Origin of the sequence: Streptomyces sp. NPDC007346 (assembly GCF_040703535.1) — a bacterium.
GTDB lineage: Bacteria > Actinomycetota > Actinomycetes > Streptomycetales > Streptomycetaceae > Streptomyces.
Genome location: NZ_JBEYKR010000036.1, coordinates 29,921 through 50,041, shown reverse-complemented (window position 1 = coordinate 50,041; position 20,121 = coordinate 29,921). Strand labels below are relative to the sequence as shown.

The 20,121-nt window shown below is 75.7% G+C and carries 2 protein-coding genes (1 of these 2 running past the window's edge); both read left to right on the top strand.

Features of this window, described 5'->3' with window-relative positions; translation table 11 throughout:
- The first annotated feature begins 91 nt into the window (after nucleotides 1–91).
- Entirely contained in the window at nucleotides 92–11,206 is an 11,115-nt protein-coding gene (locus AB0917_RS12645) for an amino acid adenylation domain-containing protein (protein WP_366819505.1), read from the top strand.
- On the top strand, nucleotides 11,203–20,121 hold the 5' portion of the coding sequence (locus AB0917_RS12640) for an amino acid adenylation domain-containing protein (RefSeq protein WP_366819504.1). 6,717 nt of this gene lie beyond the right edge of the window; only the first 8,919 of its 15,636 coding nucleotides appear in the window; the start codon lies at nucleotides 11,203–11,205; the stop codon falls past the right edge of the window. Before AB0917_RS12645 ends, AB0917_RS12640 begins: the two co-directional genes overlap by 4 nt.

Sequence of the window (20,121 nt, the reverse complement as noted above, 5' to 3'; positions counted from 1 at the left end):
TGAACGCCTGCGTCGGGTCGATCAACCCTTGCCCTGCCAGGAAGTCGACCACTGCGCAGGCATCCTGCACGTCCACTTCGCCCCAGCGCAGGTGCTCGGCCACCCGCTCTCCGTCCGGCAGATCTTCGACACCCCGACCGTCGCCGGCCTCGCCGCCCGCTCGGCGCCCCCGGCAGCCGCCCTGACCGCCCTCGAAAGCGCCGACGACGTCGCAGGCGCCGGCGGCGGCACCCCGCCCCTCTCGCCCGCGCAGGCCAGGCTCTGGTTCCTCAGCAGGCTCCAGCCCGGTACCAACTACCACCTGCCGTTCGTCCTCACCCTCACCGGGGAGACCGACCTGGACGCCCTGACCGCCGCCGTCGCCGACCTCGCCGACCGCCACGCCGTGCTGCGCACCGTCTTCCCCGAGACCGACGGCACCCCCGTCCAGCGGGTCCTGGAGGACGCCCCGGCGGTCCGCGTCCAGGCGGCCGACGGCCCTCAGGAGGTGGAGCGGACGCTCGACGCCCTGAGCGCCGAACCCTTCGACCTCGCCACCGAGCCCCCGCTGCGCGTCACCGTGCTGACCGAGGCGGACCGCACCACCGTGTTCCTGCTCATCCACCACATCGCGGCCGACGAGTGGTCGGTCGAACCCCTGCTCACCGACCTCTCCGCCGCCTACCGGGCCCGCCTGACCGGCCGGGCACCGGAGCTGCCCACGCTCCCCGTGCGCTACACCGACTACGCCCGCCGGCAGCGGAAGCTGCTGGACGGCGGGCACCTGGAGGACCGGCTCGACTTCTGGCGCCGTACGCTGCGCGGCGCCCCGGCCACCCTCGCGCTGCCCACGGACCGGCCGCGCCCGGACACCCCCAGCGGACGCGGCGGATTCGTCCCCTTCGCCCTGCCCGACGAGGTCGCCTCCCAGCTCCGGGCACTGGCCGCCGACGCCGGGGTGACACCGTTCATGGTGACCCAGGCCGCGCTCTGCACCCTGCTCCGCGGGCTCGGCGCGGGCGACGACATCCCCCTCGGTGTCCCGACCGCCGGCCGGGACGAGCCCCACACCGAGGAGCTGATCGGCTTCTTCGTGAACACCCTCGTCCTGCGCACCGACCTCTCCGGTGACCCGTCCTTCCGTGAACTCCTGGGCCGGGTACGGGCCGTGGACCTGGACGCCTTCGACCACGCGGAGCTGCCCTTCGAGCGGGTGGTGGAGGAGCTCAACCCCGAACGCGGCGCGGCGAACCCGCTGTTCCAGGTCATGCTCACCTACCAGAACCGCACCGAGCCCCCGTTCACCGCGCCCGGAGTGGCGGCCGGCTTCGCCCTGCGGGAGACGCCGACCGCCAAGTTCGACCTCACCGTCGGCTTCACGGACCACCTCGCCACCGGGGCCCTCGAAGGGGCGGTCAACTACAGCGCCGACCTGTTCGACCGCGCCACCGCACGCGCCCTCGCCGACCGGCTCGTGGCCGTACTGGCCAGGGCGGTCGGCCGCCCGGACGCCCCGCTCAGCTCCATCGGCGTTCTCCTGGACGGCGAGGAGGACGTCCTGCTGCGCGGCTGGAACCCGCGCGGTGACCACGCGGGCACCCCGTCCCCGCTCGACCGGTTCGCCCAGGCCGTGCGGGTGCGGCCCGAGGCACCCGCCCTCACCCACGAGGGGCGCACCCTCACCTACGCCGAACTCGACGCCCGTACCAACTCCCTCGCGAGGGAGCTGATGTCGCGCGGTGCCGGGCCCGAGGAACGCGTCGCCCTGCTGCTGCCCCGCTCGCTCACCCTCGTCGAAGCGGTGCTCGCGGTCGCCAAGACGGGGGCCGCCTACGTCCCCGTCGACCCCGCGTACCCCGACGACCGCATCGCCTGGACCCTCCAGGACGCCGCCCCCGCCCTCGTCCTCACCGACACGGCCACCGCCGGCCGCACCCCCGCCACCTGCGCCGCGCCCGTCCTCGTCCTGGACGACGACACCCGCGCCGACACCTGGCGGCGACACGCACAGGGCCCGGTCACCGACGCCGAACGCACCGCCCCCCTGCGCCAGGACCACGCCGCCTACCTCATCTACACCTCCGGCTCCACCGGCCGCCCCAAGGGCGTCGTCGTCACCGGCCGGAACCTGGCCCGCCTCTTCGACGCCACCGCCGAGCACGGCTTCGGCCCCGACGACGTCTGGACCCTCTTCCACAGCCACGCCTTCGACTTCTCCGTCTGGGAGATGTGGGGCGCCCTGCTCCACGGCGGCCGCCTGGTCGTCGTCCCGCACACCGTCACCCGCGCCCCGGACGAGTTCCTCGCCCTGCTGCACGAGGAGGCAGTCACCGTCCTCAACCAGACGCCCTCCGCCTGCTACCAGCTCACCGAGGCGCTCACCGCCCCCGGCTCACCCGGCGCACCGCCCGCGCTGCGGCTGATCGTCCTGGGAGGGGAGGCCCTGGACCCGGGCCGGCTCGATCCCTGGCTCCAACTGCCCGCCCCACCACGCGTGGTGAACATGTACGGGATCACCGAGACCACCGTCCACGTCACCGCCCACCCCCTCACACCCGAGGCGGCCGTCCCCGGCACCAGCCCCGTCGGCCGGGCCATCGACGACCTGCGCCTCTACGTCCTGGACCGCGCCCTGCGACCCGTACCGCCCGGTGTGAGCGGCGAGTTGTACGTCAGCGGGGCCGGGCTCGCCCGCGGCTACCGGGAACGGCACGCGCTGACCGCCGAACGCTTCGTCGCCGACCCGTACGGCGCGCCCGGAGCCCGTATGTACCGCAGCGGCGACCTCGCCCGCTGGTCCGCCGACGGCACCCTCCACTACCTCGGCCGGGCCGACAGCCAGGTGTCGCTGCGCGGCTTCCGCATCGAGACCGCCGAGATCGAGGCGGTGCTCCGCATCCGGGGCGGGGCCCGCTCCGCCGCCGTACTCCTGCGCGAGGACCTGCCCACCGGCCCGGGGCTGGTCGCCTACACCACCGGGGACGTCCCCGGCCGCGCCCTGCGCGAGGCGTGCGCGGCCACCCTGCCCGCCCCCATGGTGCCGTCCGCGTTCGTCGGTCTGGAGCGGCTCCCGCTGACCGCCAACGGCAAGCTGGACCGGGCCGCCCTGCCGCTTCCCGAGGCGAGGAACGGGGACGTCGAGGGCCGGACCGCGCGGACCGCGCAGGAGCGGCTGCTCGCCGGGCTGTACGGGGAGGTGCTGGGCCGCGCCCCCGTCGCCGTGGACGAGGACTTCTTCGCCCTCGGCGGCCACTCGCTGCTCGTCACCCGCCTCGCGGGCCGCGTCCGCGCGGAGCTGGGCCTCGACGTCCCCGTACGGACCCTCTTCGAGGCCCCGACCGTCGCCCGGCTCGCCGCCCGCCTCACCGGACTCACCCGCACCCCGGGGGACGGCCCGCCCGCCCTGACCCGCGCAGCCGAACGCCCCGAGCGGCTGCCGCTCTCACCCGCCCAGGCCCGGCTGTGGTTCCTGCACCGGCTCGGCGGGGCGGCCGCCACCTACGCGGTCCCCCTGCTGCTGACGTTCCACGGCCCCGTCGACGGGCCCGCCCTCGGCCGCGCCCTCACCGCCCTCACCCACCGCCACGAGATCCTGCGCACCAGCTACCCCGAACACGAGGGCCGCCCGGTCCAGCAGGTGCTGCCCGCCGCCGCCTCCGTACCGCTGGACCTCGTCCCCCTGGACGGCGAGAGCCCCGCCGACGCGGCCCGGCGCCTGGCAGCCGAGCCGTTCGACCTGGCGGACCGGCCACCGCTGCGCGCCCATCTGCTGACCGGACCGGGCGGTGAACGCGCCCTGCTGCTGGTGCTGCACCACATCGCCTTCGACGAGGGCTCCACCGGACCGCTCGTACGCGATCTCGCCCAGCTGTACGGAGCCGAACTCGACCCCGCCCACGGGGAACCGGCCGAACCCGTCCTCCAGTACGCCGACTACACCCTGTGGCACCGCACGGCCACCGACGCCCGGGAGAAGGGCCTGCTGGCCTACTGGCGCACCGCGCTCGCCGGAGCGCCCGAGGAGATCCCGCTGCCCTGGGACCGGCCCCGGCCCACGGAGGTCGACGAACGGGGCGACTCCGTGGAGTTCACCATCCCCGCCGAGACCCACCGGGCCGCCGCCCAGCTCGCCCGCTCCGGCGGCGCCACCCTCTTCATGACGCTCCAGGCCGCCCTCGCCGTCCTGCTCGGCGCCCACGGGGCGGGCCACGACCTGCCGATCGGCACCACACTCAGCGGCCGTGGCGAGGACGCCCTCGCCGACCTTCCCGGACTCGTCGCCAACACCGTCGTCCTGCGCACCGACACCTCCGGCAACCCCACCTTCGCCGAACTCCTCGCCCGGGTCCGCGCGGTCGACCTGGACGCCTTCGACCACGGAGAGCTGCCCTTCGAACGGCTCGTGGACGACCTCGCCCCGGAACGCTCCCTCTCCCGCCACCCCCTCTTCCAGGTCGCCCTGATCCACCAGAACGCCCCGCAGCGCACCCGCCCCTTCGGCCCGGCCGGTGTCGAGGTGGAGCTGGTCGAAACCAGGGCCGCCAAGTTCGACCTGACCCTCGCCGTCGTCGAGGACGCCGGTACGGACGGCCTGCGGGCCGCCTTCAACTACCGCACGGCCCTCTTCGACCGCCCGACCGTCGAAGCCCTCGCCCGCCGGCTGACCGGCCTGCTGCACCGGCTCTGCGCCTACCCCGACCTCCCCCTGAGCCACATCCCGGTCCTCGACGGGCCCGAACAGCGCTGGGTGCTCGCCGCGTCGACCGGCCCCGACGTGCCGCTGCCCGCCCGCACCCTCACCGACCTGGTGCGCGAACAGGCCGCCCGCACCCCGGCCGCCGAGGCGCTGCGCGAGGGAGCCCGCAGCTGGAGCTACGGCGAGTTCGACACCGAGGCCGACCGGCTCGCCGGGCTCCTCGCCGACCGGGGCGTACGACGCGGTGACACCGTGGCCGTGGCCCTGCCCCGGAGCGCCGGACTCGTCCTGGCCGTCCACGCCGTACAGCGCGCCGGCGCCGCCTACCTGCCCCTGGACCCGGCCCTGCCTCCGGCCAGGATCCGCGACCTCCTGCGGGACGCGGACGCCTCGCTGCTGATCACCGAGGCGGCCGCGCCCCTGCCCGAAGGCGCGGCCGACGGCCTCCCGGTGCTCGACATCCGCTCGCAGGACGTGCCGCGCTCCACCACCGTGCCCGACACCCCCCGGCCCGCCGACCCCGCCTACACCCTGTTCACCTCCGGCTCCACCGGCCGTCCCAAGGGCGTCCGCGTACCGCACGGCGCCATCGCCAACCGGTTGCGGTGGGCCCAGGAGACCTACCGGCTCACGGCGCGGGACCGCGTCCTGCTCAAGACGCCGGCGAGCTTCGACGTATCGGTCTGGGAGCTGTTCTGGCCGCTGCTGGCCGGCGCCACCCTCGTCACCGCCGGACCCGACGACCACCGCGATCCGGCCGCCCTCGCCCGGCTGATCCGCCAGCACGCCATCACCACCGCGCACTTCGTCCCCTCGATGCTGACGGCCTTCACCGCAGTCGCCGAGCCCGACGACTGCGCCACGCTGCGCCGCGTCATCGCCAGCGGCGAGACCCTGACCGCCGCCGGGGCGGCCGGGCTGCGGCGCCTGGCCCCGCACACCGAGCTCCACAACCTCTACGGGCCGACCGAAGCCGCCGTCGACGTCACCGCCCACCACGTCACCGGCGACGACATCGCCGCCGGACGCGTCCCGATCGGCGCACCCGTGTGGAACACCACCACCCTCGTGCTGGACGAGCGGCTGCGCCCGGCGCCGCCCGGAGCGGCGGGGGAGCTGTACCTCGCCGGCGTACAGCTCGCGCACGGCTACCACGGCAGGGCCGCGCTGACGGCCGAACGGTTCGTCGCCCACCCCTACGGTCCGCCCGGCAGCCGCCTCTACCGCACCGGCGACCTGGCCCGGCTGCGCGCCGACGGGGTGCTGGAACACCTCGGGCGCGTGGACGACCAGCTCAAACTGCGCGGACAGCGCGTCGAACCCGGCGAGATCCAGGCGGTGCTGGACGCCCACCCGGCGGTCGCCCACAGCGCGGTCGTCGCCCGCCAGGACACGGCCACCGGGGCGACGCACCTCATCGGCTACGTCGTCCCGCGACCGGCCTCCGACCGGCTGCCCGCCGGACTGGACGAGCACCTGGCGGCCCGGCTGCCCGCCCACCTCGTCCCCACCGCCCTCGTCCCGCTCGCCGCCCTCCCGGTCACCGCCAACGGCAAGCTGGACCGGGCCGCACTGCCCGCCCCCGACCTGGCCCCCTCGGACACCGCGACCGGACCCGCCACCGACGAGGAACGCCGGCTGGCCGCTCTCTTCGCCGAACTCCTGCGGACCGAACACGTTGGCGTGCACGACAGCTTCTTCGCCCTCGGCGGCGACAGCATCCTCTCGATCCAGCTCGTCAGCGCCGCACGCAAGGCCGGGATCGTCTTCACCCCGCAGGACGTCTTCCGCCGCCGCACGGTCAGCGGCCTGCTCGCCGTCGCCGGACGCGCCGCCGCACGGACGGAGCGGCGGGACACCCCGAGCACCGAGGACGACGGGGCACCGGGACGGCTCACCCCGCTCCAGGAGGGGCTGCTCTTCCTCTCGCAGTACGACGGGCCGCAGGGCGACCGGCCCCGGCACGACGGAGCGCGGGGCGCGGGCGCCGACGTCCTGGACGTCTACCACGTCCAGGTCGTGATCCGGCTCGCGGACACCCTCGACACCGACCGGCTGCGCACCGCCCTGCGCACCGTCGTCGACCGCCACGACCCCCTGCGTACCGGTTTCACCGCCGGCGAGGACGGCTGGACCCAGCGCGTCCACCACGGTGCCGAGCCCGAGGCGGACGAGCTGGACCTGCGCCGCCGCAAGCCCCGGGAGCAGGAGCGGCGCGCGCTGCGCCGCATCGACGACGAACGGCGCCGCCGCTTCGACCTGGCCGCCCCGCCGCTGCTCCGCGCCACCCTCATCCGCCGCACCGGCACCACCGAACTGGTCCTCACCGGCCACCACCTGGTCCTGGACGGCTGGTCCCTGCCCTTGCTCGTCCGGGAGATCCTCCACAGCTACGCGGGCCTGGAGCTGCCCCCCGCACCCCGGTACGCGCACTACCGGTCCTGGCTCGGCGCCCAGGACGAGGCGAGCGCCGCCGAGGCGTGGCGGCACGCCCTGGACGGGGTCACCGAACCCACCCGGCTCGTTGCCGACGACCCCGGCGAGAGCGAACTGCCCGACGAGCACGTGGTGGCGCTGGACGCCGAACTCACCGCCCGCGTCTCGGCGTTCGCCCGGGACCGGGAACTCACCCTGGGCACCCTCACACAGACCGTGTGGGGCCTGGTGCTGAGCGCGCACACCGGCCGCCGCGACGTGGTCTTCGGCACCGTCGTCTCCGGCCGGCCCGCCGACGTACCCGACGCGCCGGACATGATCGGGCTGTACGTCAACACCGTGCCCGTACGCGTCACCCTGCGCCCCGAGGAGACGCTCGCCGCACTCGCGGAGCGCGTCCAGGACGAGTTCGCCGCGCTGCTGCCGCACCAGCACCTCGGGCTCGCCGCGATCCAGCGGGCCGCCGGCCACGGCGTCCTCTTCGACACCCTGACCGCCCTGGAGAGCTACCCGGCCGACCCGGTGGCCTCCCTCGCCGCCGCCACCGGGCTCGGCCTGGAAGGGATCCGGGGCCGGGACGCCACCCACTACCCGGTCACGTTCGCGGCCGTCCCCGGTGAACGGCTCACCCTGCGCCTGGCCCACCGCCCCCGCGCGGTCCCGCCGCAACGGGCCCGGGAACTGGCCGAGCGCGTCGAGCATGTGCTCCGTACGCTCGTCGACGCCCCGGACACCCGCGTGGGCGCCCTGGACCCGCTCACCCCCGCCGAGCGCACCGCGCCGGCCCCGCACCGCGAGGGCCCGGCGGCCCCGCCCGTCCGCACCTGGGCGCGGCTGGTGGCCGCGCAGCGGGACCGGCGGCCGGACGCCGTGGCCGTGGACGCGCCGGGCGCAACGCTCACCTACGCCGAACTGGACGATCGGGCACAGCGGCTGGCCGCACGGCTGCGCGAGGCCGGGATCCGGCCGGGGCAGGCGGTCGCCGTCATCCTGCCGCGCTCCGCCGACCTGGTCGTCGCCCAGCTCGCCGTCCAGCAGACGGGCGCCGCCCACCTGCCCATCGACCCGGACTACCCCGAGCAGCGCATCGCCGCCATGCTCCAGGACGCCCGGCCGGCGGGAATCCTCACCCACCGGGCCCTCGCGGACCGCCACCCGGGCGCGCTGCTCACGGACGGCGGGCCGGAGGCCGGCTCCGGCAACGGGGTCCACACCTCCGTCACCCCCGACCATCCCGACCGGCCCGCCTACCTCACCTTCACCTCCGGCTCCACCGGCCGCCCCAAGGGAGTCGTCACCACCCACCGGGGCCTGGCCGCCCTCGCCACCGCCCAGGCCGAACGGCTCGGCATCGACGACGACAGCCGGGTGCTCCAGCTCGCCTCCCCGTCCTTCGACGCCTCCGTCATGGAGACGCTGATGGCCCTGGCCACCGGTGCCACCCTCGTCATCCCCGAACCCGGGCCCCTGGCAGGAGAGTTGCTCGGCGAGACGATCGCCCGCCGCCGGATCAGCCACGCCCTGATCCCGCCGACCGCCCTGACCGGACTGGCACCCGACGGCCTGGACTGCCTGCGCACCCTCATCGTCGGCGGCGAGGCGTGCACGGCCCCCCTGACCGCCCGCTGGGCGCCGGGCCGACGCATGTTCAACGCCTACGGCCCCACCGAGGCCACCGCCTGCGTCACCATGAGCGCGCCCCTGCGCCCCGGCGCCGAGCCGCCCATCGGCACCCCGCTCCACGGCGTCCGCACCCACGTCCTGGACACCCTGCTCAGGCCGGTCCCGCCCGGCGCGACGGGGGAGCTGTACGTGGCCGGGCCCGGCGTCGCCCAGGGCTACCTGGGCCGCCCGGGGCTGACCGCCGAACGCTTCACCGCCGAGATCGGCGGCGCCCCCGGCAGCCGGATGTACCGCACCGGCGACCTGGTCTCCCGCACGGCGGACGGTTCCCTGCGCTACCACGGCCGCGCCGACGACCAGGTCAAGGTGCGCGGCTTCCGGGTCGAGCCGGGGGAGATCGTGGCCGCGCTCCAGGCGCTGCCGGAGGTCGGCTCCGCCGCCGTGATCCTCCGCCAGGACGACCCGGCCGGACCCCGCCGGCTCGTCGCCTACGTCACCCCCGCCGCCACCGGCGACACGGCGGACGGCTCCCCGGACCCCACGCCCGGAGCTACGGAGGGCGGCCCCGTCGCCCCCACACCCGCCGGCACAGTAGGTCCCCTCGATCCCGACGCCCTGCGCACGGCCCTCGCGCGCGCCCTGCCCGACCACATGGTGCCCGCCGCCTTCGTCACCGTCGCCGGGCTGCCGGTGACCGCGCACGGCAAGCTCGACCGCGACGCCCTGCCCGCACCCGACTTCAGCGCCTCCACCGGGCAGGCCGCACCCGAAGGGCCCATCGAGGAGACCCTCGCCGGCCTCTTCGCCGACCTGCTCGCCCTGCCGTCCGTGGGGGCCGAGGACAGCTTCTTCACCCTCGGCGGGGACAGCATCCTCTCCATGCAACTGGTGGCCCGCGCCCGTGCGGCCGGGCTCCGCCTCACCCCGCGCGAGGTCTTCGAAGCGAGGTCGGTACGGGCACTGGCCGCGCTGGCCGCCGAGCGGGAACCCGCCACGGCCGCCCGTACTCAGGCCCCCGCCGTCCCGGCCACCGGCCCCGCGCCTCTCACCCCCATCATGCGCTGGCTCGCCGAACGTCCGGGCCCCACCGGCCGGTTCAGCCAGTCGATGCTGCTCACCCTGCCACCGCACATCGAGACCACGACGACACGACGGGTACTCGACGCCCTCCTTGACCACCACGACATGCTGCGGGCCCGCATCGACCTGGTGGCCGGGACGTTCCTGATCCCGGAGCCCGGTGAGGCGACGCGGCTCCCGCTGGTCGACGAGGGCGTGTGGGACCCGCGGTCCGGCCCGGACGGCATGGCCCGCGAGGTCGACGAGGTGGCCGCCCGACTCGACCCGGCCGAGGGGCACATGCTGTGTGCCCGCCACTACCCGGGGAGCGGGGGCGACCCCGGCAGGCTGCTGCTGGTCGTCCACCACCTGGCCGTGGACAGGGTCTCCTGGCGCATCCTGCTCGACGACCTCGCCCAGGCGGGACGCGGGGTGTCGCAGGGCCGTGTTCCCCAACTGGACACGGTACCCACCTCGTTCAGGTCCTGGGCGCTCGCGCTGGAACGGGCGGCCTCTCGTCGCACCGCCGAACTCCCCCTCTGGCAGGAGGTCCTGGCCGCCCCCGACCGGCTCCCCGCCGCGACGGCGTACACCCGGCCGGACCTGGGCACGGTCGCCGACGCCCGCCACCTGACCCGGACCCTGGACGGCGGGCACACCCGCACCCTGCTCACCGGGGCGGCCGAACGCCACGGGGCGCGGGTCCAGGACCTGCTGCTCACCGCGGTGGCTCGCGCCGTACGCGAGTGGAGCGGGCGCGACCACGTGGACTTCGCCGCCCATGTGGAGGGCCACGGCCGGGAGCAGCAGATCGAGGACGGCGCCGACCTCTCGCGCACCGTCGGCTGGTTCACCAGCCTCTACCCCGTACGCCTGGTGGCCACGGCCGCCGAACCCCCGGCCGCCACCCTCGCCCGCACCCGGGACCACCTGGAGCGGCTGCCCGACAGCGGGATCGGATACGGGCTGCTGCGCCACCCGGACCCTGCCGCCCCCTCCCCGGAACGCCTCGGCCACGCGCACGAAGGACCCGCCCTCGCCTTCAACTACCTGGGCCGGTTCGCCACGGCACCCGGTGGCGGGGGAGAGCCGTGGAGCCCGGCGCCCGAGGCGGGCGTGCTCGGCGGCGCGATCGACGACACGCTCGCCATGGCCCACGCCGTGGAGATCGACGCCCTCACCCGCGACACCCCCCAGGGGCCCTTGCTGGACACCCGGCTGACCTGGTCACCGGCCGCCCTGGACGAGGCGGCGGCCCATGCCCTCGCCGACTGCTGGGAGCGGGCGCTGACCGCGCTCGCCACCGACGGGCCACCACCCGGGCGCGGACCCGGATCCGCACCCGCCCACGGGCTGTCCCCCCTCAGCCCCGAACAGACCGCGATGCTCGAAGCCCGATGGAGGAACCGGTGAGCGTGGACCACGGCCTGGAAGACATCCTTCCGCTGGCACCCCTTCAGGAAGGCCTGCTCTTCCACGCGGACCTCTCCGGCGCGAGCACCGGCCCGGCCACGGGCGAGGGGCTCGACGTCTACACCATGCGTCTGGTCTTCCGCCTCGACGGCGACCTCGACACCACAGCCCTGCGCCGGGCGATGGACACGGTGCTCGACCGCCACGCCCACCTGCGGGCGGCCTTCCTCCAGGAAGGGCTGGACCGGCCCGTCCAGGTGATCCCCCGGGACGTCGAGGTGCCCTGGCGGGAACTCGACCTGCGCGGCGCCGGCCCGGAGCGGCGGCGGGCCGAGGAGGAGCGGGTCCTCGAGGAGGAACGCGCCCACCGCTTCGACCCCACCCGGCCCCCGCTCCTCCGGCTCACCCTGCTGCGCCACGCCGACCAGGACCACACCCTGATCCTCACCGCCCACCACGTCCTGCTCGACGGCTGGTCGGTGCCCCTGCTCGGCAAGGAGCTGTTCACCGCCTACGCCCAGCACACCAAGGCCCCCGCCGCGCCCGCTCTCCCGGCCGTGCGGCCCTACCGCGACTTCCTGGCCTGGCTCGCCGCCCAGGACCGCCCGGCCGCGGAGGCCGCCTGGTCCCAGCCGCTGGCCCCGCTGACCGGGCCCACCCTCCTGGTCCCCGCCCCCGCGGGCGGTGCCGTGGCCGAACCACCGCTCCAGCTGGACCTGCGGCTCTCCGCCGCCACCGCCGAAGGGCTGGCCGCGTTCGCGGCCTCCCGGCAGCTCACCGTGGCCGCCGTCCACCAGGCCGCCTGGGGCATCACGCTGGCCCGCCTCACCGGCCGGGCGGACGTCACCTTCGGGACCACCGTCTCCGGCCGGCCGGCCGATCTCGACGGGGTGGAGTCCATGATCGGACTGTTCATCAACACCCTGCCGGTGGTCGTCCACGCACCCCCGCGCGCGCCGCTGGCCGACATCGCGACCGCGCTGCACGCCGACCGTACGAAGCTCCTCGGGCACGAGCACCTCGGGTTGCAGCACATCCAGCAACTCGCCGGGCACGGCGAGCTGTTCGACACCCTGCTCGTGGTGGAGAACTTCGGCGTCGACAGCCGGGGGCTCGCCGAGGCCCAGGCCGCCGGAGGTCTCACCGTGCGCTCGGTGCGCGGCGAGGACGCCACGCACTACCCCGTTACCGTCGTCGTCCACCCCGGCCCCGAGCCGAAGATCGCCCTGCGCCACCGCCCCGACCTGCTCACCGCCGACCGGGCCCGCGCCCTCGGCACCGCCTACGTACGCGTCCTGGACGCCCTGGCCACCGACCCCGCCGCCCCGGCCGGCACGGTGGACCTGCTCTCGGCGCAGGACCGCCGCCGCGTCCTGGAGGACGGCGACGCCCTCACGCCGGCGGAGCCGGACGAGGAGCCGGACGAGGAGAGCATCCCGGACCGGTTCGCCGCAGCCGTCGCCCTGGACCCCGACGCCACGGCCGTGACCGACGGGTCCGTGACGACCAGCTACCGCGAACTCGCCGCCGAGTCCGACCGGATCGCCCGCCTGCTGCACGCGCGCGGCGCCCGCCCCGGCACCCTGGTCGCGCTCGCCCTGGACCCCTCCACCGCGCAGATCGCCGCGATCCTCGGCGTGCTGAAGACCGGCGCCGCCTACCTGCCGCTGCCCACCGACGCCCCGGCCGACCGGATCGGCCGCCAACTGGCCACCGCTCGGCCCGTGGTGGGCCTGACCACCTCCCGGTACCGGGACGCACTGCCCCCGGCCGACGGCAGCGGGACGGGCCGCCCCGGAGCCGGCTGGCTGGCGCTGGAGGCCGTACCCGACCCGGAACCCTCGGCGTACCCCGCACCCCGCGTCCCCCGCAACGCCGCCGCGTACGTGATCCACACCTCCGGCTCCACCGGCCGCCCCAAGGGCGTGGTCGTCGAGCACGGCAACGTTCTCCGGCTCCTGGACACCACCGACGAGGACTTCGGCTTCGGCCCCGGGGACGTATGGACGCTCTTCCACTCCTACGCCTTCGACTTCTCCGTCTGGGAGATCTTCGGAGCCCTGCTGTACGGCGGCCGGCTCGTCATCGTCCCGCGTGAAGTGACCCGCGCCCCCGAGGAGTTCGCAGCCCTCCTGCACCGCGAGCACGTCACCGTGCTCAACCAGACCCCCTCCGCCTTCCACCAACTCGCCGACGTTCTGCTGGAGAAGCCCAAGGACGGTGAACTCTCCCTGCGCACCGTGGTGTTCGGCGGTGAGGCGCTGGAGCCTGAGCGGCTGGGGGAGTGGTGGCGGCGGTACGGGGACGAGGGCCCCGAACTCGTCAACATGTACGGCATCACCGAGACGACCGTGCACGTCACCCACCGGGTCCTGGACCACGCACCGGCCCCCGCCGGGGCGCACGAGGCGCGCAGCCCCGTCGGACGGCCCCTGGAAGACCTCGCCGTACGGCTGCTGGACAGCTCGCTCCAGCCGGTCGCCCCCGGTGCGACGGGCGAGCTGTACGTCGCCGGCCCCGGCCTGGCGCGCGGCTACCTGGGCCGGTACGCCCTCACCGCCACGCGCTTCGTCGCCGACCCGTTCGGCGGGCCCGGCTCCCGGATGTACCGCACCGGAGACCTGGCCCGCTGGACGGCGGACGGGGAGCTCGACCACCTCGGCCGCGCCGACGAGCAGGTGCAGATCCGGGGCTTCCGGGTGGAGCCGGGAGAGGCGCGGGCCGCCCTCGCCGCGCTGGACGAGGTGGCCGACGCCGTTGTCCTCGCGCGCCCCGCCCCCGGCGGCGGGACCAGGCTCCTCGGCTACGTCACCCCCGCCGACGGCCCGGTCGACCCGGCCCGCCTCCGCGAGGCCCTGCGCGAGAGCCTGCCCGACCACCTCGTCCCCGCCGCCGTCATCGCCGTCGACCGCTGGCCGCTGACCGGCAACGGCAAGCTCGACCGCAGCGCCCTGCCCGACCCGGAGGACACCACCACGGGCGGCCGACCGCCCGCCACCGCGCAGGAGGAGATCATCGCCCACCTGTACGCGGAGATCCTGGAACGCGAACACGTGGGCGCCGACGACGACTTCTTCGCCCTCGGCGGCCACTCCCTGCTGGCGACCCGGCTCGCCTCCCGCATCCGCTCGGCGCTCGACGTGCGGCTCTCGGTGCGCGACGTCTTCGAGGCCGGGACCGTCGCCGCGCTCGCCCGCCGCACCCGGGGCGCCGAAGCCGCCCCCGTACCCCTGAAGCCCCGCCCCCGCCCCGCCACCCTGCCGCTCTCGCCGGCCCAGCGGCGGCTCTGGTTCCTCCAGCAGCTCCACGGCGTCGGCGCCGACTACACCATCCCGTTCGCCGCCCGGCTGACCGGACCGCTCGACACCGCCGCCCTGCGCGCCGCCCTCACCGACGTGGTGACCCGGCACGAGTCCCTGCGCACCGTCTTCCCCGCCACCGACGGGCAGCCGCGCCAGCACATCGTGGACGCGGGTGACCTGCCGCCGCTGCTGGCCGTGGTCGAATCCACCGGCCGCGACGACGAGATCGAGCTCTTCACCGAGGAGATGGCCCGCACGCCCTTCGACGTCGAGCGGGACGTGCCGTTGCGCGCCGGACTGCTGCGGCTCGCCCCCGACCAGCACGTGATCGTGCTCGTCGTCCACCACATCGCCGCCGACCAGTGGTCGGCCCGCCCCCTGCTCACCGACCTGGCCACCGCCTACGCGGCACGCCGCGCCGGCCGCGCCCCCACCTGGCCGCCGCTGCCGGTCCAGTACGCCGACTTCACCCTCTGGCAGCGGGAGACCCTCGGCTGGGACGACGGCTCCCCGCTCCCCGGCGGCGCCCTGGCCGCCCAGCTCGACCACTGGCGCGAGCACCTGCGCGATCTGCCCGCCGAACTGGAGCTGCCCACCGACCACCCGCGCCCGCCCGTCCCCAGCCACCGGGGCGGATTCATCCGCTTCACCGTCCCGGCCGAGGTCCACACGGCGATGCGCGCCCTGGCCCGCACCGAGTCGGTCTCGCTGTTCATGGTCGCCCACGCGGCCCTGGCCACCCTCCTGTCCCGCACCGGATCGGGCCGGGACATCGTCATCGGCACACCCGTCGCCGGACGCCACGACACCGCTCTCGACGACCTGGTCGGCTTCTTCGTCAACAACCTGGTCCTGCGCGCCGACCTGACCGGCGACCCGTCCTTCCGCGACCTCCTGCGAAGGGTCCGGGAGACCGACCTCGCCGCCTACGCCCACGCCGACGTCCCCTTCGAGCACCTCGTCGACGCCCTCGCCCCGCACCGCTCGCTCGCCCGCCACCCGCTCTTCCAGGTGATGCTGGCGTACGAGAACCGGCAGGCGGGCGAGATCGGGCTGCCCGGCCTCACCACGACGACCGTCCCGGCGCGCGGCCGCTCCGCCAAGTTCGACCTGACCTTCACCCTGGCCGAACGCGACGGCACCGACGGCCTCGAAGGCGTCCTGGAGTACGCCGAGGACCTCTTCGAACCGGCCACCGCGCAGGCGCTCGCCGACCGCCTCGTACGCGTCCTGGCGGCGGCCGTCAGCGACCCCGCCGCCCCCCTGCGCCGGCTGGAGATCCTCAGCCCCGCCGAACGCGCCTCGCTCATCGGCGCCCCCGAGGCCGCCGCCGTACCGCAGGGCGACGCCCCCGCCACCCTCCCCGGCCTCTTCGCCGCCCAGGCAGCCGCACACCCGGACGCCCCCGCGCTCGCCGGACCCACCCTCACCGCCGGCCATCGCGCCGAACTGGACTACCGGAGCCTGGACGCCGCCGCGAGCGCCCTGGCCCGCACCCTCACCGGCCACGGCGTACGCGCCCAGGGGCGGGTCGCCGTCATGCTGCCCCGCACGGTCGAGGCCGTCGTCGCGCTCCTCGCGGTGGCGAAGACCGGAGCCGTCTACGTCCCCGTCGACCCGGGTTACCCCGCCGAGCGGATCGCCCACATGCTCACCGACGCGGAACCCGCACTCATCCTCACCGCGCCCGGCGCACCCACCCCGGAAGGCGCCCCCTGCCTCGGCGGCGTGCCCCGCCTGGAGCTGGACAGCTCCCTGCTCACCCGGTCCGCCGACGACCCCGGCCACTGGCGCGGCCTGCGCCCCGACGCGGCGGCCTACGTCATCTACACTTCGGGCTCGACCGGCACGCCCAAGGGCGTCGTCGTCACCCACACCGGGCTGCCCGCCCTCGCCCGTACGCTCACCGAGGCCTTCGCCACCGGACCGGGCTCCCGCGTCCTCCAGTTCGCCTCGCTGAGCTTCGACACCTCCGTATGGGAGATCGTCATGGCACTGGCGGCCGGGGCGGCCCTGGAGATCGTGCCCGCCGAACAGCGCCTGGGCGAACCGCTCGCCCGCTTCCTCGCCGAGCACCGCGTCACCCACCTCACCGTGCCGCCCGCCGTCCTCGCCGCGCTCCCCGAGGACGCCGTCGCCCCCGGCACCACGCTCGTCGTCGCCGGAGAGGCCTGCACCCCGGCCCTGGTCCGCGCCTGGGCCGGCCGCACCCGCATGTTCAACTCCTACGGCCCCACCGAGACCACCGTCGACGCCACCCTGTGGCGCTGCACCACGGACGGGCTCAGCGGCGACGACAACAGCCCCGTACCCGTCGGCACCGCCGTCGCGGAGAGCGCCGTGTACATCCTGGACGCCGCCCTGTGCTTGGTACCGCCCGGCACCCCCGGCGAGCTGTACGTCGCCGGCTCCGGGCTCGCCCGGGGCTACCGGGGCCGCCCGGGGCTCACCGCCGGCCGCTTCCTCGCCGACCCGTACGGCCCGCCCGGCTCCCGCATGTACCGCACCGGCGACCTGGCCCGGCTCCGCGGCGACGGCGAACTGGAGTACCTGGGCCGCGCGGACCACCAGGTGAAGCTGCGCGGCTTCCGCATCGAGCTGGGGGAGATCGAGTCCGCCCTGACCGCCCTGCCGGGGGTACGCCAGGCCGCCGCCGTCCTGCGCGAGGACCGGCCCGGCAGCAGGCTGCTCGCCGCATACGCCGTCGCCAAGGACGGCACGCAGCTGGACCCCGGCGCACTGCGCGAGGCGCTCGCCCGGCGGCTCCCCGACTACGCCGTCCCGGCCACCCTCACCGTGCTGCCCGCTCTCCCGCTCGGCCCCACCGGCAAGGTGGACCGCGCGGCCCTGCCCGCCCCGGTCACCTCGTCGGACGAGGACACCGTGCCCCTGGAAGGGGCGGCCGCCGAGCTGGCCGCCCTCTTCGCCGACATCCTGCGCCTGGAGAGCCCGCCCGGCGGGGACGACTCGTTCTTCGCCCTGGGCGGCGACAGCATCAGCTCCATCCAACTGGTCTCCCGCGCCCGGCGGTCGGGGATCGAGGTGAGCGCCCGGCAGGTCTTCGAGCACCCCACCCCGCGCGCCCTCGCCGGGGCACTCGCCCCGCGCGCCGGCACACCGGCCGACCGCACCGAGCCCAGGGCGGACGCACCCGCGCCGGCCCCGTTCACCCCGCTCATGCACTGGCTGCGCCGCAGCCCCGAGCACTGGGCCGGCTTCCACCAGTCGATGCTGGTCACCGTCCCGGCCGACCTCACGGCCGAGCGGCTGCGCACCGCGCTGAGCCACCTCCTGGACACCCACGACCTGCTGCGCGCCACCGTCACCACCGACGCGGAGCAGCCGCTCCTCACACCCGCCGGCACCGGCCCCGACCCGGCATCCCTGCTCACCGTCGTGCCCGTCACCGGGGACGAGAGCGAGCTGCGAGGGGCCATCGAGGCCCACTCCCGGGCACGCGCCGCCGAACTCGGCCCGGATACGGGGCAGTTGCTGCGGGCCGTGTGGTTCTCGCGCGGCCCGGGGCGGGACGGACGGCTGCTGCTGCTCGTGCACCACCTCGCCGTCGACGGGGTGTCGTGGCGGATCCTGCTGCCCGATCTCGCCCACGCCGTCACCACCGGCACACCCCCGGCCCGCCCCACGACCTCCTTCGCCCACTGGGCGGGCGCCCTGTACGAGGACCCCGCGCGGTTCGCCGCCGAGCGGGACCACTGGGCGGCCACCCTCCAGGACGCGCCCGCGCCCCTCGCTCCCCGCGACGCGGCGACCGCCCGGCACACCCCCGGCGAGCTGCGCACCGAACTCCCCCCGAAGATCACCGCACCGCTGCTCGCCGCGACGGCCGCCGCCTTCCACGCCCGCCCCGACGAACTCCTCCTGGCCGCCCTCGTCCAGGCGATCGGAGGCGAGGACGCGCTCCTCGTCGACCTGGAGTCCCACGGCCGCCACGAGGAGCTGGTGGCGGGCACCGACCTCTCCCGTACCGTGGGCTGGTTCACCACGCAGTACCCCGTACGCCTGCACCCCGGCAGCGGATCCGTCGGCCAGGACGTCAAGCACGTCAAGGACCGGCTTTCCGCCGTCCCCGGCCGGGGCACCGGCTACGGGGCGCTGCACGCGCAGGCGCCGAGCGGCGCCCAGATCGCCTTCAACTACCTGGGCCGCTTCACCGCCGACACCCCCGACGGCCACTGGGCTCCCGCCCCGGAATCGGACGCCGTGCACGCCGGGCCGCTCCCCGTCCTCCTGGGCGGACACGTCCTGGACCTCAACGCCTCGGTCCTGGACGGCCCGCAGGGCCCCGTCCTCACGGTCCGCTGGACCTACGCCGCCGACCTCCTCGGCCCCGACCGGGTCCGCGCCCTCGCCGACCGGTTCACCGCGGCCCTGGGCGAACTCGTCCGGCGCAGCGGCGAACCCGGCTTCGCCGGACACAGCCCCGCCGACTTCGCGGTGCCGCTGCTCCAGGAGGAGATCACCGAACTGGAGGCGGACCGCCCCGGACTCGACGGCGTCCTGCCCCTCACCCCCCTCCAGCACGGCCTCGCCTACCACGCCCTGACCGAGGACCAGGCCGGGCCCGATCTCTACGTGGTCCAGCTGGAGCTGGAGCTCACCGGCCCCCTCGACCCCGCCCGGCTGCGCCGTGCCGCCCGCACCGTCGTGGGCCGGCACGCCAATCTGCGGGCCGGATTCCGCCGGCTGTCCACCGGACGGCTGGTGCAGTACACGAGTGCCGACGCCGCACCGGAGTGGACCGAGCACGATCTGCGGGAGCGCCCCGCCGACCTGGGCGCTCTCGTCGCGGACGACCGCGCGCGCCGCTTCGACCCGGACCGCCCACCGCTGCTGCGCCTCACCCTGATCCGCACCTCCGACGACCGGTGGCGGCTCCTGCTCACCAGCCACCATCTGCTGCTCGACGGCTGGTCCTCCCCGCTGCTCCTCACCGACCTCTTCGACGCCTACGCCGGTCGGCCCCCGGTCCACCGCCGCCCGTTCACCGACTACGCGCACTGGCTCACCACCCGCGACCGGGCGTCCGCCGAAGCCGCCTGGCGCACCGCCCTGGACGGGGTCACGGAACCCACCCTGACCGCGCCCCTCTCCCCGGCCGCTCCCTCCGCCGCGCCGGCCACCGCACTGATCCCGCAGGAGACCGGGACCGTGCTCGACACGGACCTCACCTCCGCGCTCCAGCGGCACGCGCGGGCGAAGGGCACCACCCTGAACACCGTCGTCCAGGCCGGCTGGGGGCTCGTCCTGGCCCGCCTCACCGGCCGCGACGACGTGGTCTTCGGCAGCGCCGTCTCCGGCCGGCCCGCCGAACTCGACGGCGTGGAAGGCATGCTGGGGCTGTTCGTCAACACGCTGCCCACCCGCGTACGGACCGACCCCGCCCGCCCGCTCGGCGACGCGGTCACCGATCTGCACACCCGCCAGGTCGCCCTGCTCGACCACCAGCACCTCGGACTGGCCGACATCCAGCGCCTGCTGTCCCTGCCGGTGCTGCTGGACACCATGACCGTCTTCGAGAACTACCCCTTCGACGACGAGGCCCTCACCGGCAGCGAACGCGCGGCCGGGCTCGACGTACGCGGTGTCGGCGGG